The following is a 23,732-nucleotide window of genomic DNA, read 5'->3' as shown; positions in this document are numbered from 1 at the left end:
TATGAATTTCCTGTATTATATTGACTGTTTAAAATTCATTGTTCAATCCTAAAACGTCAAGCATTGAATAAAGACCATTTTTTTGGTTTTTTGCCCATAAAGCTGCTTTTAATGCACCATTGGCAAAAATAGAACGTTCTTGTGCTGTATGTGAAAGAATGATACGCTCACTTGGGCCGGCAAAAGTGACACTATGGTCGCCAACGACTGTTCCGCCTCGCGAACAAGCAAAGCCGATAGTGCCCTTTTCACGTTTTTTTGTGTGGCCTGTACGTTCGCTGACACTCACGTTTTTTAGCAAAACATTGCGACCTTCGGCTGCCGCTTGTCCGAGAAGAAGAGCTGTTCCAGAAGGGGCATCGACTTTGCCTGCGTGGTGCAATTCATAAATTTCAATATCGAAATCATCAGATTTTAGTGCTTTAGCTGCTTTCTTTACAAGATTTGCTAAAAGGTTTACTCCAAGGCTCATATTTCCGGATTTGACAATAGTCGTATATCTTGCAGAATTTGCAATTTCTGCTTCTTCTGTTTTGGTAAATCCCGTTGTACCGATAATGTGCACAAGGCCTTTTTGAGCAGCATAGTTAGCGTAAAGAATACTGGCTTGTGGCTGAGAAAAATCTAAAATACCCTCTGTGTTAGAAAAGGCGGTTTCAGGGTTATCAGTGATGCGAATACCAAGAACATCTGAACCAATCAATGTACTCGCATCTTTGTTTATAAAAGGTGATCCTTTGCGCACAAGGACAGAACAAAGTTCTACGTCTTTTCTACTTTGGATAGCTGCAATCAGCTCGCGTCCCATTCTGCCATTGGCACCAACAACTGTAAGGCGCATATTTTTCTTCCTTATGTCATTTTACTTCTTGTAGTATAGGAAAATTTCATCTTACTTTCCAACGGTTCTTTTTTTCTCTAGAAAGAAATTGCGCTTCTTTAGCTATGCGAAAAAGTGGCTCATTTATAGGAGCCTATGACAAACAATACTTTTATTTTCGTTTTAGATTAAACAACATGGATGTTAGGCAATAGCTTTTTCAACAATGTATTTGGAAAATGGAGAATTCATAAGAGGCACTTTAAATTCTTTCTTAAATAGTTTTACTCACATGCTAATCTCATTTATGATAGTATATGAAAACATTTCTTATTTCATCATAAAATAGAGATAAAATGAGAGAATGACTCATATTTGGAACTCTCATTCAAGTTGTCAACCGATAAATTATCCTTGATAAGTTGGTACGTTATTACATAGTGTATAAAATATATAGGGGTTTATTGATGTAGAACTACATTATCCTTGATATAAAATACTGCTTTCACTTTTGTTAGGGAGAGCTGTTCAGAAATCAAGGTCTGTATAATGAGAACTTGCTACAATTCCTCGGACGCGATCTGTTAAAAGAGAACGAAAAGAAGGTCGTGATTTAATCCGCATATACCAGTCTTTAGCTGCGGGAATTGTTTCCCAGTCAATTTCTCCTAGAAAATCAAGTACAGAAACAGAAGCTGCAGCTGCGAGATCTGCATAGGATAATTCAGAATCGACTAACCAGTCGCGAGATGCGCAGAGCCAATTGAGATAGTTCATATGTGGTGGAATATTTGCGCGCGCATTACGTAAAATTTGTGAGTTTGGAGCGCCACCGCCAATAGCTAATGGCATTTCACGTTTATAGATTCGTTCTCGTACAATATGGCGCGTAGCTTCAGTTTCAAATTTATTTAAAAACCAGTCATTGAGACGCCGTACTTCAGCACGGCCCAAAGGGTTTTCTGGAAAGAATTTATTTTCTTGTCGTAAATTTCCGTGCGTTTCATCTAAATATTCGTAGATAACAATGGCACCTGATAATGGAACTTCGTGTTCATCAAGAAGAACGGGGACATGGCCAGCTGGATTTAGTGCAAGAAATTCATGTCTTCTGGCCCATTCATGTTCTTCAATCAGTTGAATATTTACACCATATTCTCCAAGAATGAGGCGTATAAAGCGGGAGGCGGACGATAAAGGAGAGTGGAAAAGTGTTAACATAATTTAAAATATCAAGTAGAGTTGATGAGAATTCTTTCAAGTAATAGGAATTTATAAAGGTGCTTTATTAAAAGCACAAGATTATTAGCAGAAGCTAGCAAATATGTTTAATAAATTCTTAAAAAACAGGAATGTGTTTTATACTGCTATTGTTTGTAAAATGGCAGCACGCAATTCCTCTAAACCGAATGTTTTTTCTGAAGAAGTCACAAGAAGTTCAGGATAAGCTGCTGGACGTTTGAGAAGCTTTGTTCTTGTAGTTATTATTAATTTTTCAAGATCATTTGATTTTATTTTATCGCTTTTAGTGAAAACAATCTGATAGGAAACAGCTACTTTATCAAGGAGGTCTAAAATATCTGCATCATTCTTTTTAATTCCATGGCGTGAATCAATCAATATATAGACACGTTTAAGTGTCGTACGCCCTCGTAAGTAGCTAAAAATCAAATTTGTCCATGTATCAACCAAATTTTTAGGAGCTTCAGCGAAACCGTAACCTGGCATATCTATCAGTGCTATAGGGGGTAGATCTCCTGGTTGTCCACTGAAACCATCGGGTATAAAGAAATTAAGTTCTTGAGTACGTCCTGGTGTATTTGAGATACGCGCTAAGTTTTTTTGTTGGACCAGTGCATTGATTAAAGATGATTTCCCAACGTTGGAACGTCCTACAAATGCGATTTCCGGTGGTCCTTCGGGTGGAAGAAAGCTTATTGCTGGTACACCACGAATAAAAATCCAATTACGAGAAAAAATTCCGGAAAGGGAAGAATCTCTTGTCATTCATGCACTTCTTTTTTGGATGATCTTCTCCACATAGCTTTCAGATTGTCGAAAAGCTCAATTTTTACTCCTTGACGTTTCATCATGATACTTTGCTGGATCATTGATAATATATTGTTCCAGGCCCAATAGATAACAAGACCAACAGGGAAGGAGGCGAGCATACAAGTAAAGATGACCGGCATCCACGCAAAGATCATTGCTTGTGTTTGGTCTTGAGGTGTTGGATTCATACGCATTTGTAAAAACATCGTTATACCCATAATCAACGGCCATGCACCAATCATAAGAAATGTTGGAGCTGTGTACGGTAAGAAGCCAAACAGGTTAAAAACAGAGGTTGGATCGGGTGCTGCTAAATCTTTAATCCAACCAAAGAAAGGTGCATGACGCATTTCGATGGTAATATACAGCACTTTATAAAGAGCAAAGAAAATTGGAAATTGAACCAACATTGGCCAGCAGCCTGCAAGAGGATTGATTTTTTGGGTTTTATACAGTTCTATTATTGCTTGTTGTTGTTTAGTTCGGTCATCTGGATATTTTTCTTTTATTTCCAACAACATTGGTTGGATAAGCTTCATGCGTGCCATAGATTTGTAGGACTTATTCGCCAAAGGGAAGAGAAGCGTTTTTAGGAGCACTGTAACAAGAAGAATGGCGATACCAAAATTGCCTGTTTGCTTATAAAGAATATCAATGAGAGAAAACATTGGCTTGGTTATGAAATCGAACCAACCCCAATCGATTAAAAGAGCAAATTTTTTAATCTTTAGGTCATTTTGATAATAATTAATAATTTCAACTTGTTTTGCACCGGCAAAAAGACGATTTGTAACGGTTTTTGTTTCGTTGGGGGCAATCGTTAAAAGTGTACCTAGTAAGTCGGACTGATAATGTGTTTGCAGACGATCAAAATAAATAAAGCGGCTTGTATATTCTTTATCTTGTGGGGGGATGACTGCTACAGCCCAATATTTATCAGTAATACCAATCCAACCTCCTGTCACTTTAGAGAAAGTTATACTTTTTTGACCATTATCAGGATTTGGATCAAGTTCAGCTAGGGTTTTGTATTTCTCAGTTTTGAGTGAATCACCTGCGATTCCTATCATGCCTTCATGAAGTAAATAGGTTGCATTTGTATGTTCTGGTGGAGCTGCACGTGCGACGCGTGCATAGGATGAGAGATATATCGGTTTATCCCCTTCATTGTGGATAGAGTCCTCAATGGTAAACATGTAGTGATCATCAACAGAAAGGATACGGCGGAAAATTTGTCCTTGTCCGTTATTATAAATTAAGGTGACAGGTGTTGAAGGGGTCAGTACCGTATTATTACCCTCTATTTGCCATTGTGTATCGGATTGTGGTAAGGCATTTTTTGGCAAAGACGAACTTGTGAAACCAAATTCAGCAAGGTAGGTCATTGTGAAGCCCTTAGGGTTTAGCAAGGCGATTTCCGGTGATTTCTTATCTACTGTCAGACGATATTTTTTGAGTAGAAGATCATCAAACTGTGCGCCAACGAGATTAATGGAACCTTCAAGTTCACTAGTTTTGATAGCAATTCGGTTTGTTTTGGCTAACACTGCATTCCGACTCTCGGGAGTCATTTCATGATTGTTTATAGAAGCTGATCCGTGCATTGATGCAGAGTCAGAAAAGTTTGTAGTAGGTGTGGAAAGTGCTGACTGCTGTTTTGATAATTGCTGTGCTATTATCTGTTGTCTTTGTAATTCAGTTTGTTTGGGAGCAACGTAAAGAAATTGCCATGCAATAAGCACTATGAAAGACAATCCAATGGCCATAAAGAAATTGCGGTTATATTCCATTCGTATTACCCTATCGTATTACCCTGTTGCCGTTGCTGATGTTTTATTTTTGGTTTTATTCGTTGCTTTAATTCACTGATCAAAGATGTGAAAGGCGCATAAAGCGCATCAGGACGTGCTACAATGACATAGTCTGTTCCTGCTTCCATGCTATTTGTTAAGCCTACTCTTACTGCTTCACGCAGACGTCTTTTAATGCGATTGCGTTTGACAGCATTGCCATTTTTACGTGTAACCGTGAAGCCTACACGCGCAACAAGAGGAGATTTTATTTCTGCTGTTGGTTCGTGAGATTTAACTTCGAGCAAAAATAAAGGACCACGTCGTTTTTCTCCTGTGCGTACAGCTAAAAAATCTGCTCTCTTGCGAATGCGGCATGGATATTTTTTTTTCATAAAAAGCGTTTTGCAATTTTATTAAATGCCTGCTTTTGCAGGCATCAAAGGTTTACAACGAAAGTTCCACAACAAAGAACTGATGGGTAATATCCAACTGTTGTGAAAATTTGAACAGTTAAGCAGATAAACGCTTACGTCCACGAGCACGTCTTGCGGCGATTACTTTACGACCACCAGCTGTTGCCATACGTGCACGAAACCCATGGCGGCGTTTACGAACAAGTTTAGAGGGTTGGTAAGTACGTTTCATTCATTTCTATACCGCCAAACGCGGCCCTTCTTAATTCTATGGCAATTATGTACTATGAACAATCTTATCTTATTATACAATCGCCAATCCATAAGGAAAAACATAAAAAAAGTCAATCTTAGATTATTTTCTCTCTCTTAAAAAAATATCAAAATTCTATGATCAATGTATATTTTATTCCTGATACTTAAAAATTTAGGGAGAATAATTGTTGGTTACAATCTCTCGATTTGCAGTTATTTCTTTGTATAGTGCAATTGAATGCTCAAAATGTATTCAAGGAGTAAGAAAGAATGGTGGTTTGTTATTGGATGATTGTAGTAAAGCATACTTGTTTTATAAGAAGTTTGTTCAGTTTTAGCTGTTAACGTGGCTTATAAAATTCATGACGTGATTGTACAAAAAACATATTTAATGGGATTTTATATAAGATTAACGCATGAGTTTTTTTATTTGAGATTGGTTTTGTCTTTTAAAAGAGATAAGTTATAAGATGTTTATACTTTGATAATATAGTTTTTAACAAAGTGCGAAATTTCAGGTGGTTAAGTTGAAGTTTTAGGGTCTTTATCGCTATATTGGGGGACATTTGTATAGAGAGGAAAAAGTGTGAATCCTATCACAAGTGAAGATATCCGCAATGTGTTATATAAAGTCAAAGTACCGGATTCTGAAGGCAATATTATTTCATTGGGGCTTCTTTCAGAAATATTAATTGTTCATGGAAAAGTTTTTTTTTCCATTACAGTTCCGGATGGACGTATGCAAGAATGGGAAGCATTGCGTCGTACTGCTGAGGAAATTGTGGGAGCTATGGATGGGGTTGAATCTGTTGTTATCACGCTTACAGCAGAAAAAAAAACGAAAATATTTTCTCAGATGCGTAGAGATACAGTTTTTTCTGCACAAAAACGGAAATTAAATGGATTGCCTGCGAAAATGCCCATAGAAGGTGTGCGGCATGTGATTGCGGTCGCTTCTGGAAAGGGGGGAGTAGGCAAATCCACAATGGCGATAAATATCGCTTTAGCTTTACAAGATTCTGGTTTCAAAATAGGTTTGATGGATGCGGATATCTATGGTCCATCTTTACCCCGTTTGACAGGACTTGTTAACCAAAAACCACAGCTCGTTGATGGGAAAAAGTTTCGACCTCTTGAAAAATTTGGCCTTAAATTAATGTCGATGGGATTTTTGATTGAGGAGGAAAAGCCTGTGGTATGGCGTGGTCCTATGGTAATGGCGGCCGTGACGCAATTGTTAAGAGATGTTTTATGGGGGACTCTGGATATTTTGGTGGTTGATATGCCGCCGGGTACAGGGGATGCACAATTAACGCTTGCTCAACAGGTGCATTTAACGGGGGCGTTGATTGTTTCTACTCCGCAGGATCTTGCTTTGGTTGACGCGCGTAAAGCGATAGAAATGTTCATGAAAGTTGATGTTCCCATTTTAGGATTTATTGAGAATATGAGTTATTTTATTGCTCCTGATACGCGGAAGCGTTACGATATTTTTGGTTATGGTGGTACGCGTGTAGAAGCCGAACGCCGAGGGATTCCTCTCTTAGCAGAAGTGCCGCTTGATGGAGCCTTACGATCTTCTTCAGATGATGGCGTGCCAATCTTTATTGCTAAGCCTGATGAGGAGTATGCTAAGCTTTATCGTTCGATTGTGGATCAGATAAAAAACAAATTCTTTTAAATTTACATTTTTTAATAGAGTCTGCTAAAAGACAATAATTTAAAAGATAAAAAGCCTGTTTTATTGGTATTTTCAGTGTGTGTACCTTATTGTTAGATGAGATGTTCCAAAGGTTAAATAAACGCAAAATCGATCATCTGATTGGATGATGTAAAGGGGGATATCCTAAACTGTATAAAGAAACTCAATAAGGTGGAGCAAAAGAGATATTGGACTTCACATTAAGAAAAATTATATAGAAAATGAGAACAAGTTTAGGAAAAATTTTATAAACTGTAGAAGGTTTTCCAAAAGGTGGTTTTAAAATAGCCAATTTAAAGAAAATATTAGTATATTTTAAGCTGTTCATAATATAAATTGTTGTTCGTTCAACTGTAAAAAAGTATTTTCTATATAAAGTTCCTGGATATTAATTATAGGCTTGCAAAGATTTTTTGGAATTTTGCAAAGGGGAATCTGATATAGTACGTTTGTGCTTTTCAACGATGACCTAACCAGTTGTTAATGTTGCTAAAAGTAACGATGTATGTTTTTGGGAGGTGGTCGTATTGAAACTGATAGATGAGGTTATTTTTAAAAATGCGGGTTGTAAGAATGGTCTGGAAAACTTAACCTTCAAAGAGTAAAATAAGTGGGAAAGTAGGAATAGGACAATTGTTTCTTTGGCTTTTGCAGTGCAGCTTTTATGGGAGATTATTAGGCATGATATTGGTATGCCAAGATTTATTCTCCTGGAAGTAATAATGATGATCAAAACGAATTATAATGCCAAGAAAGGCGTTAGATATTGAGGAAAGCCGCTTTATTGTGGTGCAAAGTTGGTTTAAGCGCTTAATCTTTTCGTGCCGGGAAAGAAAATTGTAGTAGATATAGCTTTGATTATGAGCAACACCGTGTTTAGAGCTGGTGGAGAGAAGTTATTTGGATATGAGAAAAACATGCGTGAAAAAGCATATTTTATAGGTGCACATGCTTATTCTGCACCTGTTATAGAGCCAGGGCTTTATCTTGTAGCAACGCCTATTGGAAATCTTGCAGATATCACGCTTCGTGCTTTGCAAGTGCTTGCAGGAGTTGATATATTAGCGTGTGAAGATACGCGGGTGACACGTGTTTTGTTGGAACGCTATGGTATTGAGAAAAAAACCTTTCTTTATCACGAATATAATGTACAAAAGGCTGGACCGAAGTTATTAGCAGCTTTGGCAGAAAATAAAACTGTAGCACTTGTATCAGATGCTGGAACACCGTTGATTTCTGATCCTGGATTTCGTTTGGTAGAAGAAGCACGCAAAGCTAATTATAAAATCGTTCCGATCCCTGGTGCATCAGCTCTTTTAGCTGCTCTTGTCACGACGGGGCTTCCTACAGATAGTTTCTTCTTTGCAGGTTTTTTGAGTGCACGTAAGATACAACGGCAAAAGAGGTTAGAACAATTAAAAACTATTCCTGCGACTTTGGTTTTTTATGAATCGCCGCATCGTCTTGTTGAGACTTTACAGGATATGGTTTCTTTCTTTTCTGCTGATCGCCCTGCTGCAATCTGTCGTGAATTAACAAAAAAATTTGAAACAGTCAATGTTTCCAATTTAGGTAATTTATTGGAAAGTTATAGAAAACAGGTACATATTCGTGGAGAAATTGTTGTACTTGTTGGACAAGCACTTCCCTCTTTGGAAGTGATGAATGAGCAAGAAATTGATGAAATATTATTAGAATTGGCTGGTGTCCATTCTGCTTCTAAGGCAGCTGCTTTGGCTGTAAAAAAGACAGGTTTAAAAAAGCAAGAACTTTTTCAACGGTTGAATTTTTTAAAGGGTGCATGAGCTTATGCAAAAAAAGCACAGGCAAAAGTCTTTTTATCGAGGTGTTCGTGCAGAAAAATGGGCTGCTTGGTGGTTGCGACTCAAAGGATTTCACATTGCTGAAATTCGTTTTAGAACAAAGTGTGGTGAAATTGATTTAATTGCACGGCGTGGAAATCTTGTTTTAATTGTTGAGGTAAAAGCGCGTTCAACATTAGCTGAAGCAATGGCCGCAGTTTCTCGGGTAAATGAGAAGCGCATCGAGTCAGCAGCTGATATTTGGTTAGCACGGCAAAAAGATCGTGCTATTTTGTGTGTACGCTTTGATTTAATCGCAATTTTGCCTTGGCGTTGGCCGCAGCATATTCCGGCATTTTTTACATCTGATAAATAAGAGTTTCTATACTGTTGTAACCATGGTAGATGGAAAAGACTTTGTTTCATATACATATTGGTTAGAAAAATGCGTAACAATATAAGTGCTATAAGGAGTGAAATATGGACGATTATGAAAAGTTTGCGACGGGTTTATTGATTGTTTTTGGAGCGTTGATTATTGGTGGTTTAATGGCAATACATATTGTACTCATGAATAAACCAGGTTTTTTATTTGCATTAGCGAGTGCTATTGTTGGTTGGTTTTCTGCTTTTGCAGTTCTTTTTGATAAGCCCAAAGTCTATTTGGGATTGATTATTTTTGCTATGTTATGTGTTGCTTCCTCAATTAGTGTTTATGTTAGTTAAAATGATAAAGCGTTGGTTGAGCTTCCTTTGAAATTATGAGTCCGAGGTTTAGAAATGAAAATTGGTTTTTTAGGAACGGGTAAAATCAGTGCTTCAATGGTTGAAGGTTTAATGATAAGCGCTTTTGATATTCCTTCTGTTGTTATTTCACCTCGTAATGTGCAAATAGCAGAGCGCCTTTCGCACAATTATAGTAAGGTTATAATTGCTGAAAACAATCAAAGATTGTTAGATGTTAGTGATTGTATTTTTCTTTGCTTGCCCAACCAAATTGCAGAAGAGGTCTTGCGTTCTCTTCGTTTTCATCCAGAACAGCTTGTGGTTTCTGTGCTTGCCATGGCAAAAGCAGCAGAAGTTGAAGAATGGATCAACCATAAAGTTTATCGTGCTGTTCCGCTTCCTTTTGTGGCAGAATGTAAAAATTTGACACCAATTTATCCTGATCATCCATTTTTACGTAGACTATTTGATGCTTTGGGTGGTACAGTGGTGTTGGATGCGGAAGAACAGTTTAATCTTTTCATGACTGCTGGTTCGCTTATGGGGGTTTATTTTAATTTTATAGAAACAGCACATCGATGGTTTATAACACAGGGGTTAAAGAAGCAGCAATCAGCAAATTTTCTTGCCATGATGTTTGGAAATCTTACGGATGAAATGCGCAAAATTATAGCAAGTGATTGTCCTGTTTCTCTTGATTTTGCACGGCTTGAGAAAGAGTTTTCCACCAAAGGGGGAACAAATGAGCTTTTGTCGAACTGTTTTTCTTGTCAAGGGGGGAGAAGTGCTTTAACTACAGCTCTTGAGACTACTTTGCAAAAAATAAATGCTCCATTTACACATTAAAATGCTGGATCAAGATTTTTTTCTGATCTCATAAGAGTGATATTATGTGCTTGTTTAGTGTTGCATGAATCCAGATCTACAAAATTGGCTGCTATACATATTTAAAAGGTATGAAGATTAATATTCAGGATTTTCCTACAAGAATAAATTGATTTATAAAGATAATTTGCTGTGTGCAGCTTGAGGGAAGAAAGATTTTTTTATTTCAATTTCTCTTATCATGAATCAAAAAACATTTGGCTTGTATAGTTACAAGAGGGTATTAATGTGTGTAAAAAAAATCGTTTAGTGAGGGGAAAAATTGCTTCTTATAAACTACTTAAGTGTAAAAATAGATGCAATTTTTGAGTTGAGAAGATAGGATGACACTGCTGTCTTGTACTTTCATAAATGTAAATAAATAGTTATGTTCAGTGAATTTTGCTTTATATCTTTTATTGGGTACTCTGTGATATGAGCTTGGATTATGTTTAAATGTCTTTTAAAAAACAGTTGGTAAATGAGCTGTGCAGAGGCGTGTTGTATTTAGTGAAGAAAAGAACGATAAAAACAAAAGCGTGGAGCATTATACAATCGCTACTCTTTAAAGAATTATTGCTGTGAATGTTCTTGAAGATTGTAACGCCGAATTAAAAAAATAGTGAAGGTAGGCGATAGTTTGTTTTTTTATAGCAAGAATGATCAGAATATTTTAGTTATTGTTTTGTTCTTGATAGATAAAAAAATTAATAACAGGATCTTATAAAATATCTGATGAGAAAAATGATATGCTAGTGTGAAAGTATTCTAGTATAGAGTGATAATGGAATAGGTTCACGTTGTGAAAGAACTTGTGCATTGAAGGTATTGGATGGAATTCTGATTTTAGTAATAGGAATAATAATTACATATTGAGATAAAGTGGTCCATCATTACCTTGTGGACAGGTCCAATTGATATTTTGGTTCGGGTCCTTGATATCGCAGGTTTTGCAATGTATGCAGTTTGAAGCGTTGATAACATAAGTTTCGCAGCCATTATGTCCTAGCCATTCGTAAACAGCAGCAGGGCAGTAGCGTGTGGAAGGTCCTCCATAGATTGCATATTCGATGTTTTTTTGTTTTTCTAATGAGGCTATTTTTAAATGGCAAGGTTGGTTTTCTTCATGGTGCGTATTAGAAAGTGCGATACTGGAGAGGCGATCAAAGGTTATAATACCATCTGGTTTTGGGTAAGCAATGGGTTGAAATTTTTCTGCTGGCTCAAGATATTCATAATCTGCTTTTCCATGAGATAGTGTTTTGAATAAAGAAAATCCAAACAGTTGTTGCCACCATATATCAAAGCCGGCAATCTTTATTCCGTATTTTGTGCCGTATTTTGTCCAAAGTGGTTTGGCATTGCGGACTTGATAAAGATCTTTGCCAATAGGGCCTTTGCGCCAATGTTCTTCGATTGCTTTGACTTCATCGTGGGCGCGACCTTGTGCGAGAGCTGTAACGATTTTATCCGCTGCTAATATGCCAGATAAGATGGCATTGTGTGATCCTTTGATACGTGGGACATTGACAAAACCAGCAGAACAGCCAATAAGTGCTCCTCCAGGAAAAGTAAGTTTTGGTACAGATTGCCAACCACCTTCGCTTATGGCGCGTGCACCATAGGAAAGGCGTTTTGCACCTTTGAAAATCTCACAGAGTTTAGGGTGTGTTTTAAAACGTTGAAATTCTTCGAAGGGAGAAAGATAAGGATTTTTATAATCTAAGTGTACAACAAAACCAACAGAAATTAAATTATTTTCTTGGTGATACAGAAAACCACCGCCACCAGTATTATCGTCTAAGGGCCAACCGGTGAAATGTTGAACTAAACCAAGTTTATGTTTTTTGGGATCAACTTCCCAAAGCTCTTTGAGACCGAGACCAAACTTTTGCGGTTCACGGTTTTTGCTAAGATCAAATTTCTGTATCAGCTGTTTAGCAAGAGAGCCACGTGCTCCTTCCGCAATCAGAGTATATTTAGCTAATAAAGCTATGCCAGGAATATAATTTTTTCCAGGACTTCCATCTTTGTTAAGGCCCATATCACTTGTGAGAACACCAATGATGGCTCCATGATCGTTCTGGATAGTTTCCGTTATCGAAAAACCAGGATAAATTTCGACACCGAGTGCTTCGGCTTTTTTACTTAGCCAACGGCAAACATCACCGAGTGAAACAATATAGCATCCATTATTTGATAAGATTTTTGGGCGAAGAATATTAGGAAATGCTGTAGCTCGTTTGGGCTTTAGGAAAAAAAATTGATCCTTGGTGACAGGTGTTTTGAAGGGATGATCATGTTCGTTTCTCCATTCTGGTAAGAGTGTATCAATGCCAATAGGATCAACGATTGCACCAGACAGAATATGTGCACCAACTTCAGTGCCTTTTTCAACGATTATGACAGAAAGTTCGGGGTTGATCTGTTTTAGACGAATTGCGGCAGAAAGTCCTGCAGGTCCTGCTCCTACAATTACTATGTCAAATTCCATACTTTCGCGGTGATATTGCTGAGGTGTATTCATGGTTTATAAAGTTTTCTCCGACTTTGGAATAATTTGGTAAAGATCAATTACACGGACATCGTCGGCAATCTGTATAGAGAAGAGTTCTGTAAATCCCGCTTCGGCAATCACTCTGTCAAATTCCATAGTTTCACGTTGATAATGCAGGGGTGTATTCATAGTTTATAAAGCTTTCTTTAGCTCTGGAATAATCTGGTGAAGATCGCCTACAAGGGCATAATCAGCAATTTGCATGATGGGAGCTTCTGGGTCTTTATTAATGGCTACGATAACTTTTGCATCCATTATACCGGCTAAATGCTGGATTGCACCGGAAATGCCAACGGCTATATAAAGTTCAGGAGCAACGACTTTTCCTGTTTGTCCAATTTGCCAATCATTAGGGGCATAGCCGGCATCAACTGCTGCACGGCTTGCACCTAAAGCTGCTTCTAGCTTGTTTGCAAGGGGGAGAAGGAGTGCCATAAATTGTTCTTGTGAACCGAGACCACGTCCTCCTGATATAATAACACGGGCTGAGGTAAGATTGGGACGATCACTTTTGTTGGTTTCTTCTTTTATAAAAGAAGAAAGATTTGGATTAGGAGCTGGTGTTATTGTTTTAATGGGAGCAGTGTTATTTTGGAAGAGTGATGGTGTGAAAGAGGCTGTACGAACTGTTATAACTTTTTGACGATCATGGGTACGTATAGTTTCGAGTGCATTCCCTGCATAAATTGGTCGTTTGAAGGTATCGGGTGCAATAACAGCAATAATGTCTGAAATTTGTATAAGATCAAGAAGAGCAGCCACACGTGGCATTACATTTTTGCCGGTACTGGTAGAGGCAGCCATGATTACATCATAATCATTCGCTAATTTGACAATTGTATTAGCCATAGGTTCAGCGAGTTGATGTGCTAAATAATCAGCTTCAGCGACAAGAATTTGTCGTACACCAGAGAGTTTCGCGCTATTTTCGGCGATTGTTTGAATCTTGTTTCCACAAACTAAAATATCAATATTGTTACTGATTGCTCGAGCAGCTGTTAGTGCTTTTGCAGTTTCTTCTACGTTATGTTCGGCTAATAAAAGAATTGCCATAAGTTTTACCTTTTTATACAGTGTTATTTTTGATCCATTAGTTGTCGAACATTAAATGCAATTTATTTGTTTTAGCGCATTAACCAGCTCTGCTACATTAGCCATTTTGATACCGGATTGACGGGGTTTTGGTTCTTCAACGCTAAGAACTGTGAAGCGCGCTTGTGTATCTACGCCAAGGTCAGCGAGAGCTTTTTGTTCAATGGTTTTCTTTTTTGCTTTCATAATGTTGGGCAAAGAAATATAACGCGGTTCGTTTAATCGTAGGTCAGCAGTCATGACTATAGGGAGGGGAAGGGAAAGGGTTTGGGTACCATTATCTACTTCGCGGATAACAGTTGCGTGCCCATTTTCTATGTTTAGACTTGAGGTAAAAGTTGCTTGTCCCCAACCAAGAAGAGCTGCTAGCATTTGGCCGGTTTGATTGCTATCGTCGTCAATGGCTTGTTTTCCCAAAAAGACCATATCTGGTTTTTCTTCATGAATAATGACTTTGAGAATCTTAGCAATTGCTAGAGGGTCAAGAGTTTGTTCTGTTGTTATAAGGAGTGCACGATCAGCTCCCATTGCAAGCCCTGTTCGTAAGGTTTCTTGTGCTGCCTCTGGTCCAATTGAAACAAGAACAACTTCTGAAATTTTTCCGGATTCTTTTTGGCGGATTGCTTCTTCTACAGCGATTTCATCAAAAGGGTTCATAGACATCTTTACATGAGACAGATCAACGCCTGTGCTATCAGATTTGACGCGTATCTTGATGTTATAATCAATAACACGTTTGACAGCGACAATTATCTTCATGATGATCCTCTTCGTTTGTATGAGTACAAGCTTATAGTAATAATAAGAAGAAACCAAATTGTTTAGAATGGAAGTTTACTCATAATTGATTTTCTCATTATCTAAGCTTTCTCAAGTTTGCTTATGCTTGATTATTCATCTCTATTTTGTTTTCTGTGTACTTTAAATAAATAATAGTCATCTTCCTTTGAATAAAAGTAAAAAAAATGAGCTTTCATTTCAAGTGAATGCTTCTGTCATAGTTTGTAAAACAGTTTTAAAAGAACTTAAAATAAAAAAGGATACAGAATGGTCAATGATATTAAGATAGCAAAATGAAGATGTCCTTTTTTCGTTCCGTATACGCAGTTTAAAATGAGCAATAGGTATGTAATGGAAAGAGTGTAAAAAAGCAAAAGGGAGTAGTGCTTTCTCAATTAATATCTTGAGAATATGAAAATCGAAAATCATTCATTTAGATATTTTTAGAAATTCTTAAAGCTCTATTTACTAAAATAAAGCACACTTTCTTATTACTTGTGCGATTCTTTGCAGAAAATTAATGAAGCATAGCGTTTATAAATACAATGAGGGGTAGCGTTTTTGAATACGAAGAGCCATACTGTAAAGCAGGTTGAACAAAAAAAACCTTCTTTTTTTGTTGTTGAGCAAAAAGAGAGGGAAGACATGTCAACTGAAGTCACGATGTCGGATATTGCTAAAAAATTACGCTCTGTTTATGCACAAATGCAGATGAAGCATTCATCCCGTTATTCGACATCACAAAGTTTTGTGGAAGAGAGTTTTAAATCTTATTTGGATGACATTAGTCGAGCAATTTTGGCTGAGCATTATATACGTCGCCAAAAAGAAAAAAAGCTTTTTGAATATTTAGAGCAGATTAAAACGCTTATTCAGAGTTTGCATAGCGAAAAAAAAAACTTAGAAGAAGCAACAATAACACGGTGTGTGTCTCGTTCAAAATCGCTTGATTCTGTTGTACAGAAGCTTGCTGATATGACAGGTGAGGGAAATCAAGAACGCTTATTGCTCCAAAAAGTATCAGACTGTTCAAAACAAAACAGCATAACACCAAACCCAACAAATTTTGAAAATATGTTACAACAAGGGAGTAAAAGCTCTTCACCTGATGTCATAAAGCCTTTTGCAAAGGAAGCTGAGGAAATTGTAGGACATTCTACAATAGAAGAAAGGTGCTCTGATATTCAAGCATCTAGATGTTGTATTGAGGATGATTGCTCTCCTTCCTTAAAGAAATCTCAGAGAACTGTCTTTTTTTTACGTTCTTCTATTAAAAAAATTTTTTGGTGTTTTTTAATTATTGCATTTATGGCAGCTATAACGTTATGTTTTTATGGCTTTTTAAGAGAAATTCATTTTTTTAATTTTGATGTTAAATTTAGGTGACATGAGATGTATTGCGCATTAGTGATTTTATAAAGGTATGTGTGGCATCTAAAACTATCCTTTTAATACGTGACAAAGACTTATTGGAGAAAAGCTCTCGAATTATCTAAAAATTCAAATTATCTTAAAGGTTCTGTAAGTGAGTATTTATTTACCAATTGCTGAAATGTCGCTTAACATGCTGATCTTGATTGGTATGGGAGTTGTTGCTGGTTTTTTTTCAGGTCTTTTTGGGATTGGTGGTGGTTTTCTTATCACACCGTTATTGATTTTTTATAATATTCCTCCTGCTATTGCTGTGGGAACAGGGGCTAATCAGATGATTGCTTCATCTGTGACTGGGACAATTACACATTTTAGAAGACGTACTCTTGATATCAAACTTGGTATTCTTTTAGCGATTGGAGGTGGCATTGGTTCTTTAATCGGGATTCAGATTTTTTCTGTTCTGAAAAAATTGGGACAATTAGATTTAATGATCTCACTTCTTTATGTGATCCTTCTTGGAAGTATTGGAAGTTTGATGATTATTGAAAGTTGGCGCAATATGCTGCGTCAGCGCAAGGCACAAAAAGTCAATATATCCCTTGCTGGTAGGCATAATTGGATCCATCGGTTGCCATTAAAAATGCGTTTTCGGACATCTATGATATATGTTAGCATTATTCCAGTTTTAGCGATTGGTTTAATTGTTGGATTGTTGTCTTCGATTATGGGAATTGGTGGGGGATTCTTTATGATACCAGCATTGATTTATCTTCTACGAGTTCCAACCAGTGTGGTGATTGGGACTTCACTTTTTCAGATTACGTTTGTATCTTCTTTTACCACAGTTTTGCAAAGTATGACTAATCAGTCCGTTGATATCGTTTTGGCTTTTTTGCTAATGCTTGGGGGCAGTATTGGGGCACAATATGGAACTCGGGCTGGACGGAAGTTAAAAGCAGAACAATTGCGTATGGCTCTTGCATTTTTAGTGTTGATTGTATGTATGCGTCTTGCTTTTCAATTATTTATACGCCCTGATAATCTTTTCTCTTTGTATATTTTATGAGATAAAAATGGGTAGATTATTTTCTTTATGCATCATTACAGGTTGCTTTTGTGTTGTTTCTTTTTCTATGTGGGCACATGTTGGCACGAAAGCTGCATTCATTGATTCAATTGATCATGAAACTATTCAAGTTATTGTAACAACGAATACAATCACGATTGATACAAATTTTGACGGTCATGATCTTTATATTGCTGGTGTTTTAGAAAATATTAATCCATTATATTCTCGACAAAACCTTTATGATATTATTGTTAGCTTGGAAGGACAAGCTCGGCCGATGGTTATGCGAGAAAAAAAACGTAGTGCTGGTGTTTGGGTTAATGCAGATTCTCTTATTTTTAAAAATGCTCCTCTTTTTTATTCTATGGTCACGACGCGTGAGATTGATGATATTACAAGCGTTGAAGATTATAAACGCTTAGGGCTAGGACTATCGTATTTGTTATTGCAGTCGGATGAACAAGATCAGGAGAAAATACAAATTTTTCGTGAGGAACTTATAAAATTACAAAAAGCCAAAAATCTTTATCATGAAGAAGTAGGTGGTGTTCGTTTTGGTTCTGGTGCACTTTTCACAGCGCATTTTCGTTTGCCGGCAAATACCCCTGTTGGACATTATCAGGTCCGTGCTTATCTTTTTCGCAATGGGCAATTTATTGACAGTGCAACCACGACTCTTGAAATTGTTAAAGCACATATTGCTTATACAATTTTTCATGCAGCTCACAAGTATAGTTTATTATATGGTATTTTTGCAGTGATTATAGCTATTAGTACAGGCTTCTTATGTCGTTTGATTTTTCGAAAAGACTAGTGAAAAGGAAATGCTAAGGTATTTATTTTTTATGAATGAGGCGTAGGATAAGAAAAATAGGCACAACAATGATAGCTCCCATCATGGTTACATAAGAGAGGTTTGCGAGAGTTATAAATCCTGTTTCCCAGAGAGATTTAAAAAATTTTATCATTTTCTGTATAAAACTTCCAGGTGTCCATCCAAGAAAGTTCATTACAATGCCAACGAGGAATGAAAGAATGAGCAACTTTAGGGTAACACTCCCTAATGTTCCTCCAAGGAATGTGTGAAAAGAATTGGATAACTTTTTCTTTTGGTTCATTTTTTACACTTTTGAATATGTTACGCTCTCGTTGCATAATACAATAGAGTTGCCATCATAAAGAAGAAGTAACGTTCTTTTTGTTATTTTTTCTTACTTCTCTTTCGAGTTTACCACCTTGTAATACTGGTGTAACCTCTGTGCTGGTTTCTGAAACGCGTTCGTGTTCGGTTGGCATTTTTCGAGATATTTTCATAGTATTCCTTTCATTAACTTGGTGAACATCCTTTTAGTTTCTGGGAATTCGTGGGAGATTTTAATAGCATCTCAACGTTTTGTATAGCGATAAAAATTTTTTAGTACGTTGAGGATTCCATAATAGACCAATATGTTGTGTATGGAATGTAATTTCAAGATATCCTATTTTAGAGAGGAATTATTCATCTCGATAAAATAGGTATTGAGATTGTATATTTCAATTTATATGAAAAAATGCTAAAAAGTAAATTTATTTGTTGAAAAAACAAGTACAATAAATGGAGTAGAATTTAATGTTTCTGAAAGAGCGGCGAGCTTTAAACTATGTTAGTGAAAAAAGTTGATTATATGCAGCAGTGTGAAAAACATTAGATTTCTGTAGTACTTATATTTCAGATTGCTATCTTTCTTTCAAAAGGTGATAGGGTATGCTGGGGAGGTGTTATTTGGTGTGAAGTTATGGAAAAGCTCAAATTTCTTTCTGAAAAAGGATAGAAGTGGCCATTGTTAGCAACCACACTTGTCTAAGATTATCAAAATATTAAATTGTAATTGAGGCTTTTGAACCAATCCGATTGGGGAGGGGGATGGTTATTTTTAGAAAATCGCAAGAGAAAATTTGAAGAAGAAAGCCTAGTCTGATATATCCCCTACATTATAAGCTTTTTGACATCATCAACAGGTGATGTCATTCATGGTATCTTTCATCGTATATCAGATTGTTTTCCGTTACATATTTGATTTAGCCTATACGTGTTCAGGAGGGGACCTATGGTTACTGCTATTGAAGATTTTAGTGCTCTTCCTTTAAGAGGTATGGTTCTAAGGTCCGATCTTCTTATTTTTGCACATTATTATTGCATGGGAAATTTATACAATAAACTTTAAAAGGAAAAGTCTATGAATTTGAAAAGAAAGATATTAAAAGGTAGCAGTTTTTTTGTTTCTGCTATTATTGCTATGGGGGTGTTTGTGCAACAAGTTTCAGCAAAAACACCTGCTGATACTCTGGTGATGGCCTGGAATCTCGATGCAATAAGTACATTTGATCCTGCACAGCTTAATGATCGTTATGGAACTGAAATTGTTGTCAACGTTTGTGACAACTTGGTTATTTCTGCTAGAGATGATGCAACTAAAATAGTTCCTTCTTTGGCAAAGAGTTGGGATATTTCAAGTGATGAACAGAGTACAAAGATTACTTTTCATTTGCGCGATGATTTGAAGTTTAATGATGGTCGACCAGCTAACGCTAATGATCTTGTTTGGGGTATGAGACGGGTTGTCAAATTGAAGATGTCTAACGCAGCGACATTTAATGAATATGGTGTCACAGAACAAAATGTTAATGAGGCTTTTCAGGCGCCAGATGAAAAAACAGTGGTGATGAAATTTGATAAGCCTTATCCAGCAGAGCTTATTCTTAGCAATATTTCGACTAATCGCACTGCTGCTTTGCTTGATCGTGAGACAATTATGAAACACGAAAAAGATGGTGATATGGGAAATCGGTATTTGGCTAGTCATGCTGCTTGTGTTGGCCCTTATCAGATAAATAGCTGGCGTCCTGGAGAAGCTATTTTATTACGCGCGAGTTCCAACTATTGGGGAGAGCTACCTAAGCTTAAGAAAATTTTAATTCGTCATATTGCCGAGCCAGGAACGCAACGATTATTATTGCAAAAGCATGATATTGATGTTGCACGTAATTTGACTCCAGAGGATCTAGCTGATCTCCAAGCTACGACCGATATTAAGGTTGAAAAAGTATTAGCTCCATCCGTGATAATATGGGGATTTAACACGACGAATCCTATTTTTGCCAATGAAAAAGTGCGTTTGGCGATGCGTTATCTTATTGATTATGAAGGACTTGGAAAAACTCTTCTTAAAGATGTTGGTATTCCACGTGCAAGCTTTATTCCTCTTGGTAATTTTGGCGCTTTGGATGAAAAGGAAGGGCAGCCCTTTAAGCTTGATCTAAAAAAAGCAAAGCAGCTTTTAACGGAAGCAGGTTATCCGAACGGTTTTGAGGCCAATATTTTTGCAGGAAAATCTCCTTATCCTTTTGCTTTGCCTATTGCTCAGGCTATCCAAGATAATGCGAAAAAGGTCGGAGTGCGCTTTAAGATTGAGCATTTTATAGGTACGCAGTTATTTTCAAAGCTTTACGCGCGCACCTTTGATACAATTTTTATAGGATGGAATAATGATTCTGCGGATCCCTATACAATGGCTTCACGCCTTATTTATAACCCTGATAATCGGTTTGAGGCTAAGAATACAGGCTATCCTAGTTGGTGCCATGGGTATTTGGATGGAGATATGAATAAAAAGGTTAAAGAGGCGTTGTTTCAAAAAGATCCACAGAAACGGGCGCAAATATATGCTGATTTGCAGCGTGAATTTATGCAAAAAGGACCTTATGCTTTTATTTATCAGGCATATAATATTGTCGCTATGACACCTGATGTCAAAAAATGGGTTTGGAATAGTGCACCACGTATCTTTTATAGTGCAATCGAAAAATAAGAGGATATTAAATGTTGTAAAATATAATAAAGAACGTGATCATAATATCTTTGACATTTTGCATATAGTGTAAGAATTTCGCAAAACGTTGAAGTTCATCGGTAATGGATTGATATATTGTGCGTGAAGTAATTTCAAAACGCTTCTTCATTAAAAATGTATTTGTGTGGATGTTAAGATTGAATATCTTAACTTCCGTTGATATAACCTTTCGGATAGAATAATGGCTCTGCAAATTCCATACAATGGCTTTATGCTTTATTTACACCTGATAATCGATTTGAGGTTTAAAATGTAGGCTAATCTGATTGGTGCTATAGGTTTTGGGAGGAAAATATAAATCAGAAAATTAAAGATGCGTTGTTTCAAAAATATCCATAAAAACGGGCGTAAAGAAGTGAAAAATGGTAAGTTTGTTTGGTGAAAAAACAGGTATAACGAATGTAGCAGAATTCAGTGTTTCTGAAATAGCAAGGATTTTAAAGCGCGTTGTTGAAGAGAAATTTGATTATGTGCGGGTACGTGGGGAGATATCAGGTTACCGCGGTATTCACGCTTCAGGTCATGCTTATTTTGCCTTAAAAGATGATAAGGCGCGATTGGAAGCTGTTATTTGGCGTGGCATTATGGAAAAACTCAGATTTCCTCCTGAAGAAGGAATGGAAGTTGTTGCTGTCGGTAAACTGACAACTTATCCAGGGTCTTCAAAATATCAGATTATTATTGAAGGACTTGAACCAACAGGGGTTGGAGCTTTAATGTCTCTTCTAGAAAATCGCAAAAAAAAGCTTGCGGATGAAGGTTTATTTGATGAAGCCAAGAAGAAACCTTTGCCTTATATGCCTCGAATTATAGGTGTTGTGACATCACCAACAGGTGCTGTTATTCGCGATATTATTCATCGTATATCAGATCGTTTTCCATTGCATATTTTGGTTTGGCCTGTACGTGTTCAGGGGGAAACTTGTGGGCAGGAAGTAGCTGCTGCTGTTGAGGGTTTTAATGCGCTTCCTTTAGGAGGTCTTATTCCAAAACCTGAGCTTATTATTGTTGCACGGGGAGGAGGAAGTTTGGAAGATTTGTGGGGATTTAATGATGAAGCTGTTGTTCGTGCTGTTTCTGCATCTGCTCTTCCAGTTATCTCTGCTGTTGGGCATGAAACAGATTGGACTTTGATTGATTATGTTGCTGATTGGCGTGCTCCAACTCCCACAGGCGCAGCAGAGAAGGCTGTGCCCGTCAAGCTTGACCTCGAAGTGTACGTTGCATCACTTGGTGCGCGTTTACGTAAAGGGCTAGTGCGTTATTTTGATTTTCATCAACAAAAATTGCGCGCTATTATACGTGGGCTTCCAACTGTCGATCAATTTTTTGCTTTACCACGGCGTAGTTTTGATGAAATTTCAAGCCGATTACAGCGTGCTCTTTGTGTGAGCTATGATAAAAAACGTTTTTATTTCCATGCGCTTGGTATCCGTCTTGCACCGCGTTTATTGAATACTGAAAAAGCACAACGCAGTACGAAGGAATATACAATGCGTCTTTATCGTGCTTTTGTGCGTAATGTGGAAATCCGACGTAGTCAGGTAGAGGTTGCATTTAGGCTTTTAAAAAGCACTTCATATCAAAATATTTTAGAACGTGGCTTTGTTTTGGCTTTAGAGCAAGATAATAAGCTCATTAAGCGGTCGGTGCAGTTTCCTGAAACAGGACACGTAAATTTACGCTTTTTTGATGGTGATATCAGCGTTGTAACACAGAAGTCTGCTTTCGGTAAACATTTAAAACACAAGCAAATAAAACCGCAAAAAGATGAGCAAGGAACACTCTTTTAATACGGTCAATGTAGTGCTTTATGAGGGACTGCTCTTAGGAGCGGATGGAAAACTTCGTTGTTCATGGGCAGGAAATGATCCGCTTTATTGTGCTTATCATGATAACGAATGGGGCAAGCCTGTTTTTGAGGATACTCGTTTGTTTGAAAAAATTTGTCTTGAAGGTTTTCAAGCAGGACTTTCTTGGCTCACAATTTTAAAAAAAATCTCTTCTTTTCGAAGTGCATTCGATCATTTTGATTTTGAAAAAATTAGTCATTATGACGAAGTAAAAGTGCAAATGTTGATGCAGAATAAAGGCATTGTTCGTCATCAAGGAAAAATTCGATCGGTACTTAATAATGCACTGAGAGCACAGGAAATTATACGAGAGTGGGGGAGTTTATCTCACTATTTTTGGTCTTTTCAACCACCACAGTCGGAGCGTTATAAAAAGATAGATTTTCAAACACTGTTGGCTAATCCCGTAACACCTGCTTCTCTTCGTCTTTCTAAGGACTTGAAGAAACGTGGTTGGACATTTGTTGGTCCGACAATTTGTTATGCTTTTATGCAATCCGTAGGGATTGTTAATGACCATCTTGAAGGATGTTTTTGTCGATAAGATTGCAAAGATCTTTTGCATAAGGAGATGTTGTTCAGTAGGACAGTAAAAGATTATAGTATTGTCTTTTGAGCTTTTAATATGCTCGCTGTCATTGGATCATCGTTTCTGTGCATAGTGGGTGATGAAGTACTAATTTTAACAAA

Annotated in this window: 23 protein-coding genes; 11 read left to right on the top strand and 12 right to left on the bottom strand. The window is 37.1% G+C overall.

Annotated elements, in window-relative coordinates:
* Positions 1 to 28 precede the first annotated feature (28 nt).
* The 6 genes from dapB to rpmH form a co-directional block, all read right to left on the bottom strand.
* The gene (gene dapB / locus HWV54_RS01965) at positions 29 to 841 is read right to left on the bottom strand and encodes a 4-hydroxy-tetrahydrodipicolinate reductase (RefSeq protein WP_005864698.1); all 813 of its coding nucleotides are present in this window, start codon (positions 839 to 841) and stop codon (positions 29 to 31) included.
* Between the two features lie 507 nt (positions 842 to 1,348).
* A complete protein-coding gene (locus HWV54_RS01960) occupies positions 1,349 to 2,041 on the bottom strand; it encodes a glutathione S-transferase family protein (RefSeq protein WP_005864701.1) in 693 nt (230 codons plus the stop codon).
* Positions 2,042 to 2,179: 138 nt separating this feature from the next.
* Positions 2,180 to 2,827, bottom strand: a complete 648-nt coding sequence (yihA, locus tag HWV54_RS01955) for a ribosome biogenesis GTP-binding protein YihA/YsxC (protein WP_005864703.1) — start codon at positions 2,825 to 2,827, stop codon at positions 2,180 to 2,182.
* On the bottom strand, positions 2,824 to 4,662 hold the full coding sequence (yidC, locus tag HWV54_RS01950) for a membrane protein insertase YidC (protein ID WP_005864706.1): 1,839 nt from the start codon (positions 4,660 to 4,662) through the stop codon (positions 2,824 to 2,826). The genes yihA and yidC overlap by 4 nt, the downstream gene beginning before the upstream one ends.
* Positions 4,663 to 4,667: 5 nt before the next feature.
* Positions 4,668 to 5,057 (bottom strand): ribonuclease P protein component, encoded by a 390-nt coding sequence (gene rnpA / locus HWV54_RS01945; RefSeq protein WP_005864707.1) that lies wholly within the window; start codon positions 5,055 to 5,057, stop codon positions 4,668 to 4,670.
* A gap of 118 nt (positions 5,058 to 5,175) precedes the next feature.
* Positions 5,176 to 5,310, bottom strand: a complete 135-nt coding sequence (gene rpmH, locus HWV54_RS01940; protein ID WP_005864709.1) for a 50S ribosomal protein L34 — start codon at positions 5,308 to 5,310, stop codon at positions 5,176 to 5,178.
* Positions 5,311 to 5,919: 609 nt separating this feature from the next.
* On the opposite strand from rpmH, the gene HWV54_RS01935 reads away from it, so the two are divergent.
* The 5 genes from HWV54_RS01935 to HWV54_RS01915 all read left to right on the top strand — a co-directional run bounded on the left by HWV54_RS01935 (position 5,920) and on the right by HWV54_RS01915 (position 10,409).
* On the top strand, positions 5,920 to 7,014 hold the full coding sequence (locus HWV54_RS01935; RefSeq protein ID WP_005864711.1) for an Mrp/NBP35 family ATP-binding protein: 1,095 nt from the start codon (positions 5,920 to 5,922) through the stop codon (positions 7,012 to 7,014).
* A gap of 938 nt (positions 7,015 to 7,952) precedes the next feature.
* A complete protein-coding gene (rsmI, locus tag HWV54_RS01930) occupies positions 7,953 to 8,840 on the top strand; it encodes a 16S rRNA (cytidine(1402)-2'-O)-methyltransferase (RefSeq protein WP_005864712.1) in 888 nt (295 codons plus the stop codon).
* A gap of 4 nt (positions 8,841 to 8,844) precedes the next feature.
* Positions 8,845 to 9,213: a YraN family protein gene (locus tag HWV54_RS01925; protein ID WP_005864714.1), complete on the top strand. Its 369-nt coding sequence runs from the start codon at positions 8,845 to 8,847 to the stop codon at positions 9,211 to 9,213.
* A gap of 104 nt (positions 9,214 to 9,317) precedes the next feature.
* Complete coding sequence (locus HWV54_RS01920) at positions 9,318 to 9,563, top strand: hypothetical protein (RefSeq protein WP_005864716.1); 246 nt, start codon at positions 9,318 to 9,320, stop codon at positions 9,561 to 9,563.
* A 54-nt stretch (positions 9,564 to 9,617) separates the two neighbouring features.
* Positions 9,618 to 10,409, top strand: a complete 792-nt coding sequence (locus HWV54_RS01915; RefSeq protein WP_005864718.1) for a pyrroline-5-carboxylate reductase — start codon at positions 9,618 to 9,620, stop codon at positions 10,407 to 10,409.
* An 883-nt stretch (positions 10,410 to 11,292) separates the two neighbouring features.
* Here the strand turns inward: HWV54_RS01915 and HWV54_RS01910 are convergent.
* Genes HWV54_RS01910 through HWV54_RS01895 form a run of 4 tightly spaced genes read right to left on the bottom strand, consistent with a single transcriptional unit; the run spans position 11,293 to position 14,835 of the window.
* The gene (locus HWV54_RS01910) at positions 11,293 to 12,954 is read right to left on the bottom strand and encodes an electron transfer flavoprotein-ubiquinone oxidoreductase (protein WP_005864720.1); all 1,662 of its coding nucleotides are present in this window, start codon (positions 12,952 to 12,954) and stop codon (positions 11,293 to 11,295) included.
* Between the two features lie 3 nt (positions 12,955 to 12,957).
* Positions 12,958 to 13,113, bottom strand: coding sequence for a hypothetical protein (locus tag HWV54_RS01905; RefSeq protein ID WP_005864722.1), 156 nt, complete (start codon positions 13,111 to 13,113; stop codon positions 12,958 to 12,960).
* Positions 13,114 to 13,116: 3 nt separating this feature from the next.
* Positions 13,117 to 14,037 carry an electron transfer flavoprotein subunit alpha/FixB family protein gene (locus tag HWV54_RS01900; RefSeq protein WP_005864724.1) on the bottom strand — a complete coding sequence of 307 codons (921 nt, stop codon included), beginning with the start codon at positions 14,035 to 14,037 and terminating at the stop codon, positions 13,117 to 13,119.
* A 51-nt stretch (positions 14,038 to 14,088) separates the two neighbouring features.
* On the bottom strand, positions 14,089 to 14,835 hold the full coding sequence (locus HWV54_RS01895) for an electron transfer flavoprotein subunit beta/FixA family protein (RefSeq protein WP_005864726.1): 747 nt from the start codon (positions 14,833 to 14,835) through the stop codon (positions 14,089 to 14,091).
* A 582-nt stretch (positions 14,836 to 15,417) separates the two neighbouring features.
* On the opposite strand from HWV54_RS01895, the gene HWV54_RS01890 reads away from it, so the two are divergent.
* From HWV54_RS01890 to HWV54_RS01880, 3 genes are all read left to right on the top strand, one after another.
* Complete coding sequence (locus HWV54_RS01890; protein WP_005864728.1) at positions 15,418 to 16,242, top strand: hypothetical protein; 825 nt, start codon at positions 15,418 to 15,420, stop codon at positions 16,240 to 16,242.
* A 139-nt stretch (positions 16,243 to 16,381) separates the two neighbouring features.
* Positions 16,382 to 17,296, top strand: a complete 915-nt coding sequence (locus tag HWV54_RS01885; RefSeq protein WP_005864730.1) for a sulfite exporter TauE/SafE family protein — start codon at positions 16,382 to 16,384, stop codon at positions 17,294 to 17,296.
* Between the two features lie 7 nt (positions 17,297 to 17,303).
* Positions 17,304 to 18,113 (top strand): TIGR02186 family protein, encoded by an 810-nt coding sequence (locus HWV54_RS01880; protein WP_005864732.1) that lies wholly within the window; start codon positions 17,304 to 17,306, stop codon positions 18,111 to 18,113.
* A gap of 22 nt (positions 18,114 to 18,135) precedes the next feature.
* Here HWV54_RS01880 and HWV54_RS01875 read toward each other — a convergent pair whose 3' ends face one another.
* Together HWV54_RS01875 and HWV54_RS01870 are read right to left on the bottom strand one after the other, a co-directional pair.
* The gene (locus HWV54_RS01875) at positions 18,136 to 18,417 is read right to left on the bottom strand and encodes a DUF6460 domain-containing protein (RefSeq protein ID WP_005864734.1); all 282 of its coding nucleotides are present in this window, start codon (positions 18,415 to 18,417) and stop codon (positions 18,136 to 18,138) included.
* Between the two features lie 55 nt (positions 18,418 to 18,472).
* Complete coding sequence (locus HWV54_RS01870) at positions 18,473 to 18,613, bottom strand: hypothetical protein (RefSeq protein ID WP_005864736.1); 141 nt, start codon at positions 18,611 to 18,613, stop codon at positions 18,473 to 18,475.
* 902 nt (positions 18,614 to 19,515) lie between these two features.
* On the opposite strand from HWV54_RS01870, the gene HWV54_RS01865 reads away from it, so the two are divergent.
* The 3 genes from HWV54_RS01865 to HWV54_RS01855 all read left to right on the top strand — a co-directional run bounded on the left by HWV54_RS01865 (position 19,516) and on the right by HWV54_RS01855 (position 23,586).
* Positions 19,516 to 21,147, top strand: a complete 1,632-nt coding sequence (locus HWV54_RS01865) for an ABC transporter substrate-binding protein (protein WP_176953549.1) — start codon at positions 19,516 to 19,518, stop codon at positions 21,145 to 21,147.
* Between the two features lie 404 nt (positions 21,148 to 21,551).
* A complete protein-coding gene (gene xseA / locus HWV54_RS01860) occupies positions 21,552 to 22,982 on the top strand; it encodes an exodeoxyribonuclease VII large subunit (protein WP_005864744.1) in 1,431 nt (476 codons plus the stop codon).
* Positions 22,960 to 23,586: a DNA-3-methyladenine glycosylase I gene (locus HWV54_RS01855; protein WP_005864746.1), complete on the top strand. Its 627-nt coding sequence runs from the start codon at positions 22,960 to 22,962 to the stop codon at positions 23,584 to 23,586. The genes xseA and HWV54_RS01855 overlap by 23 nt, the downstream gene beginning before the upstream one ends.
* The last annotated feature ends 146 nt before the right edge of the window (positions 23,587 to 23,732 follow it).

The sequence above is a fragment of the Bartonella alsatica genome (assembly GCF_013388295.1).
In the GTDB taxonomy this organism is placed as follows: Bacteria; Pseudomonadota; Alphaproteobacteria; order Rhizobiales; family Rhizobiaceae; genus Bartonella; species Bartonella alsatica.
This window is presented reverse-complemented; position numbering and strand designations above follow the sequence as displayed.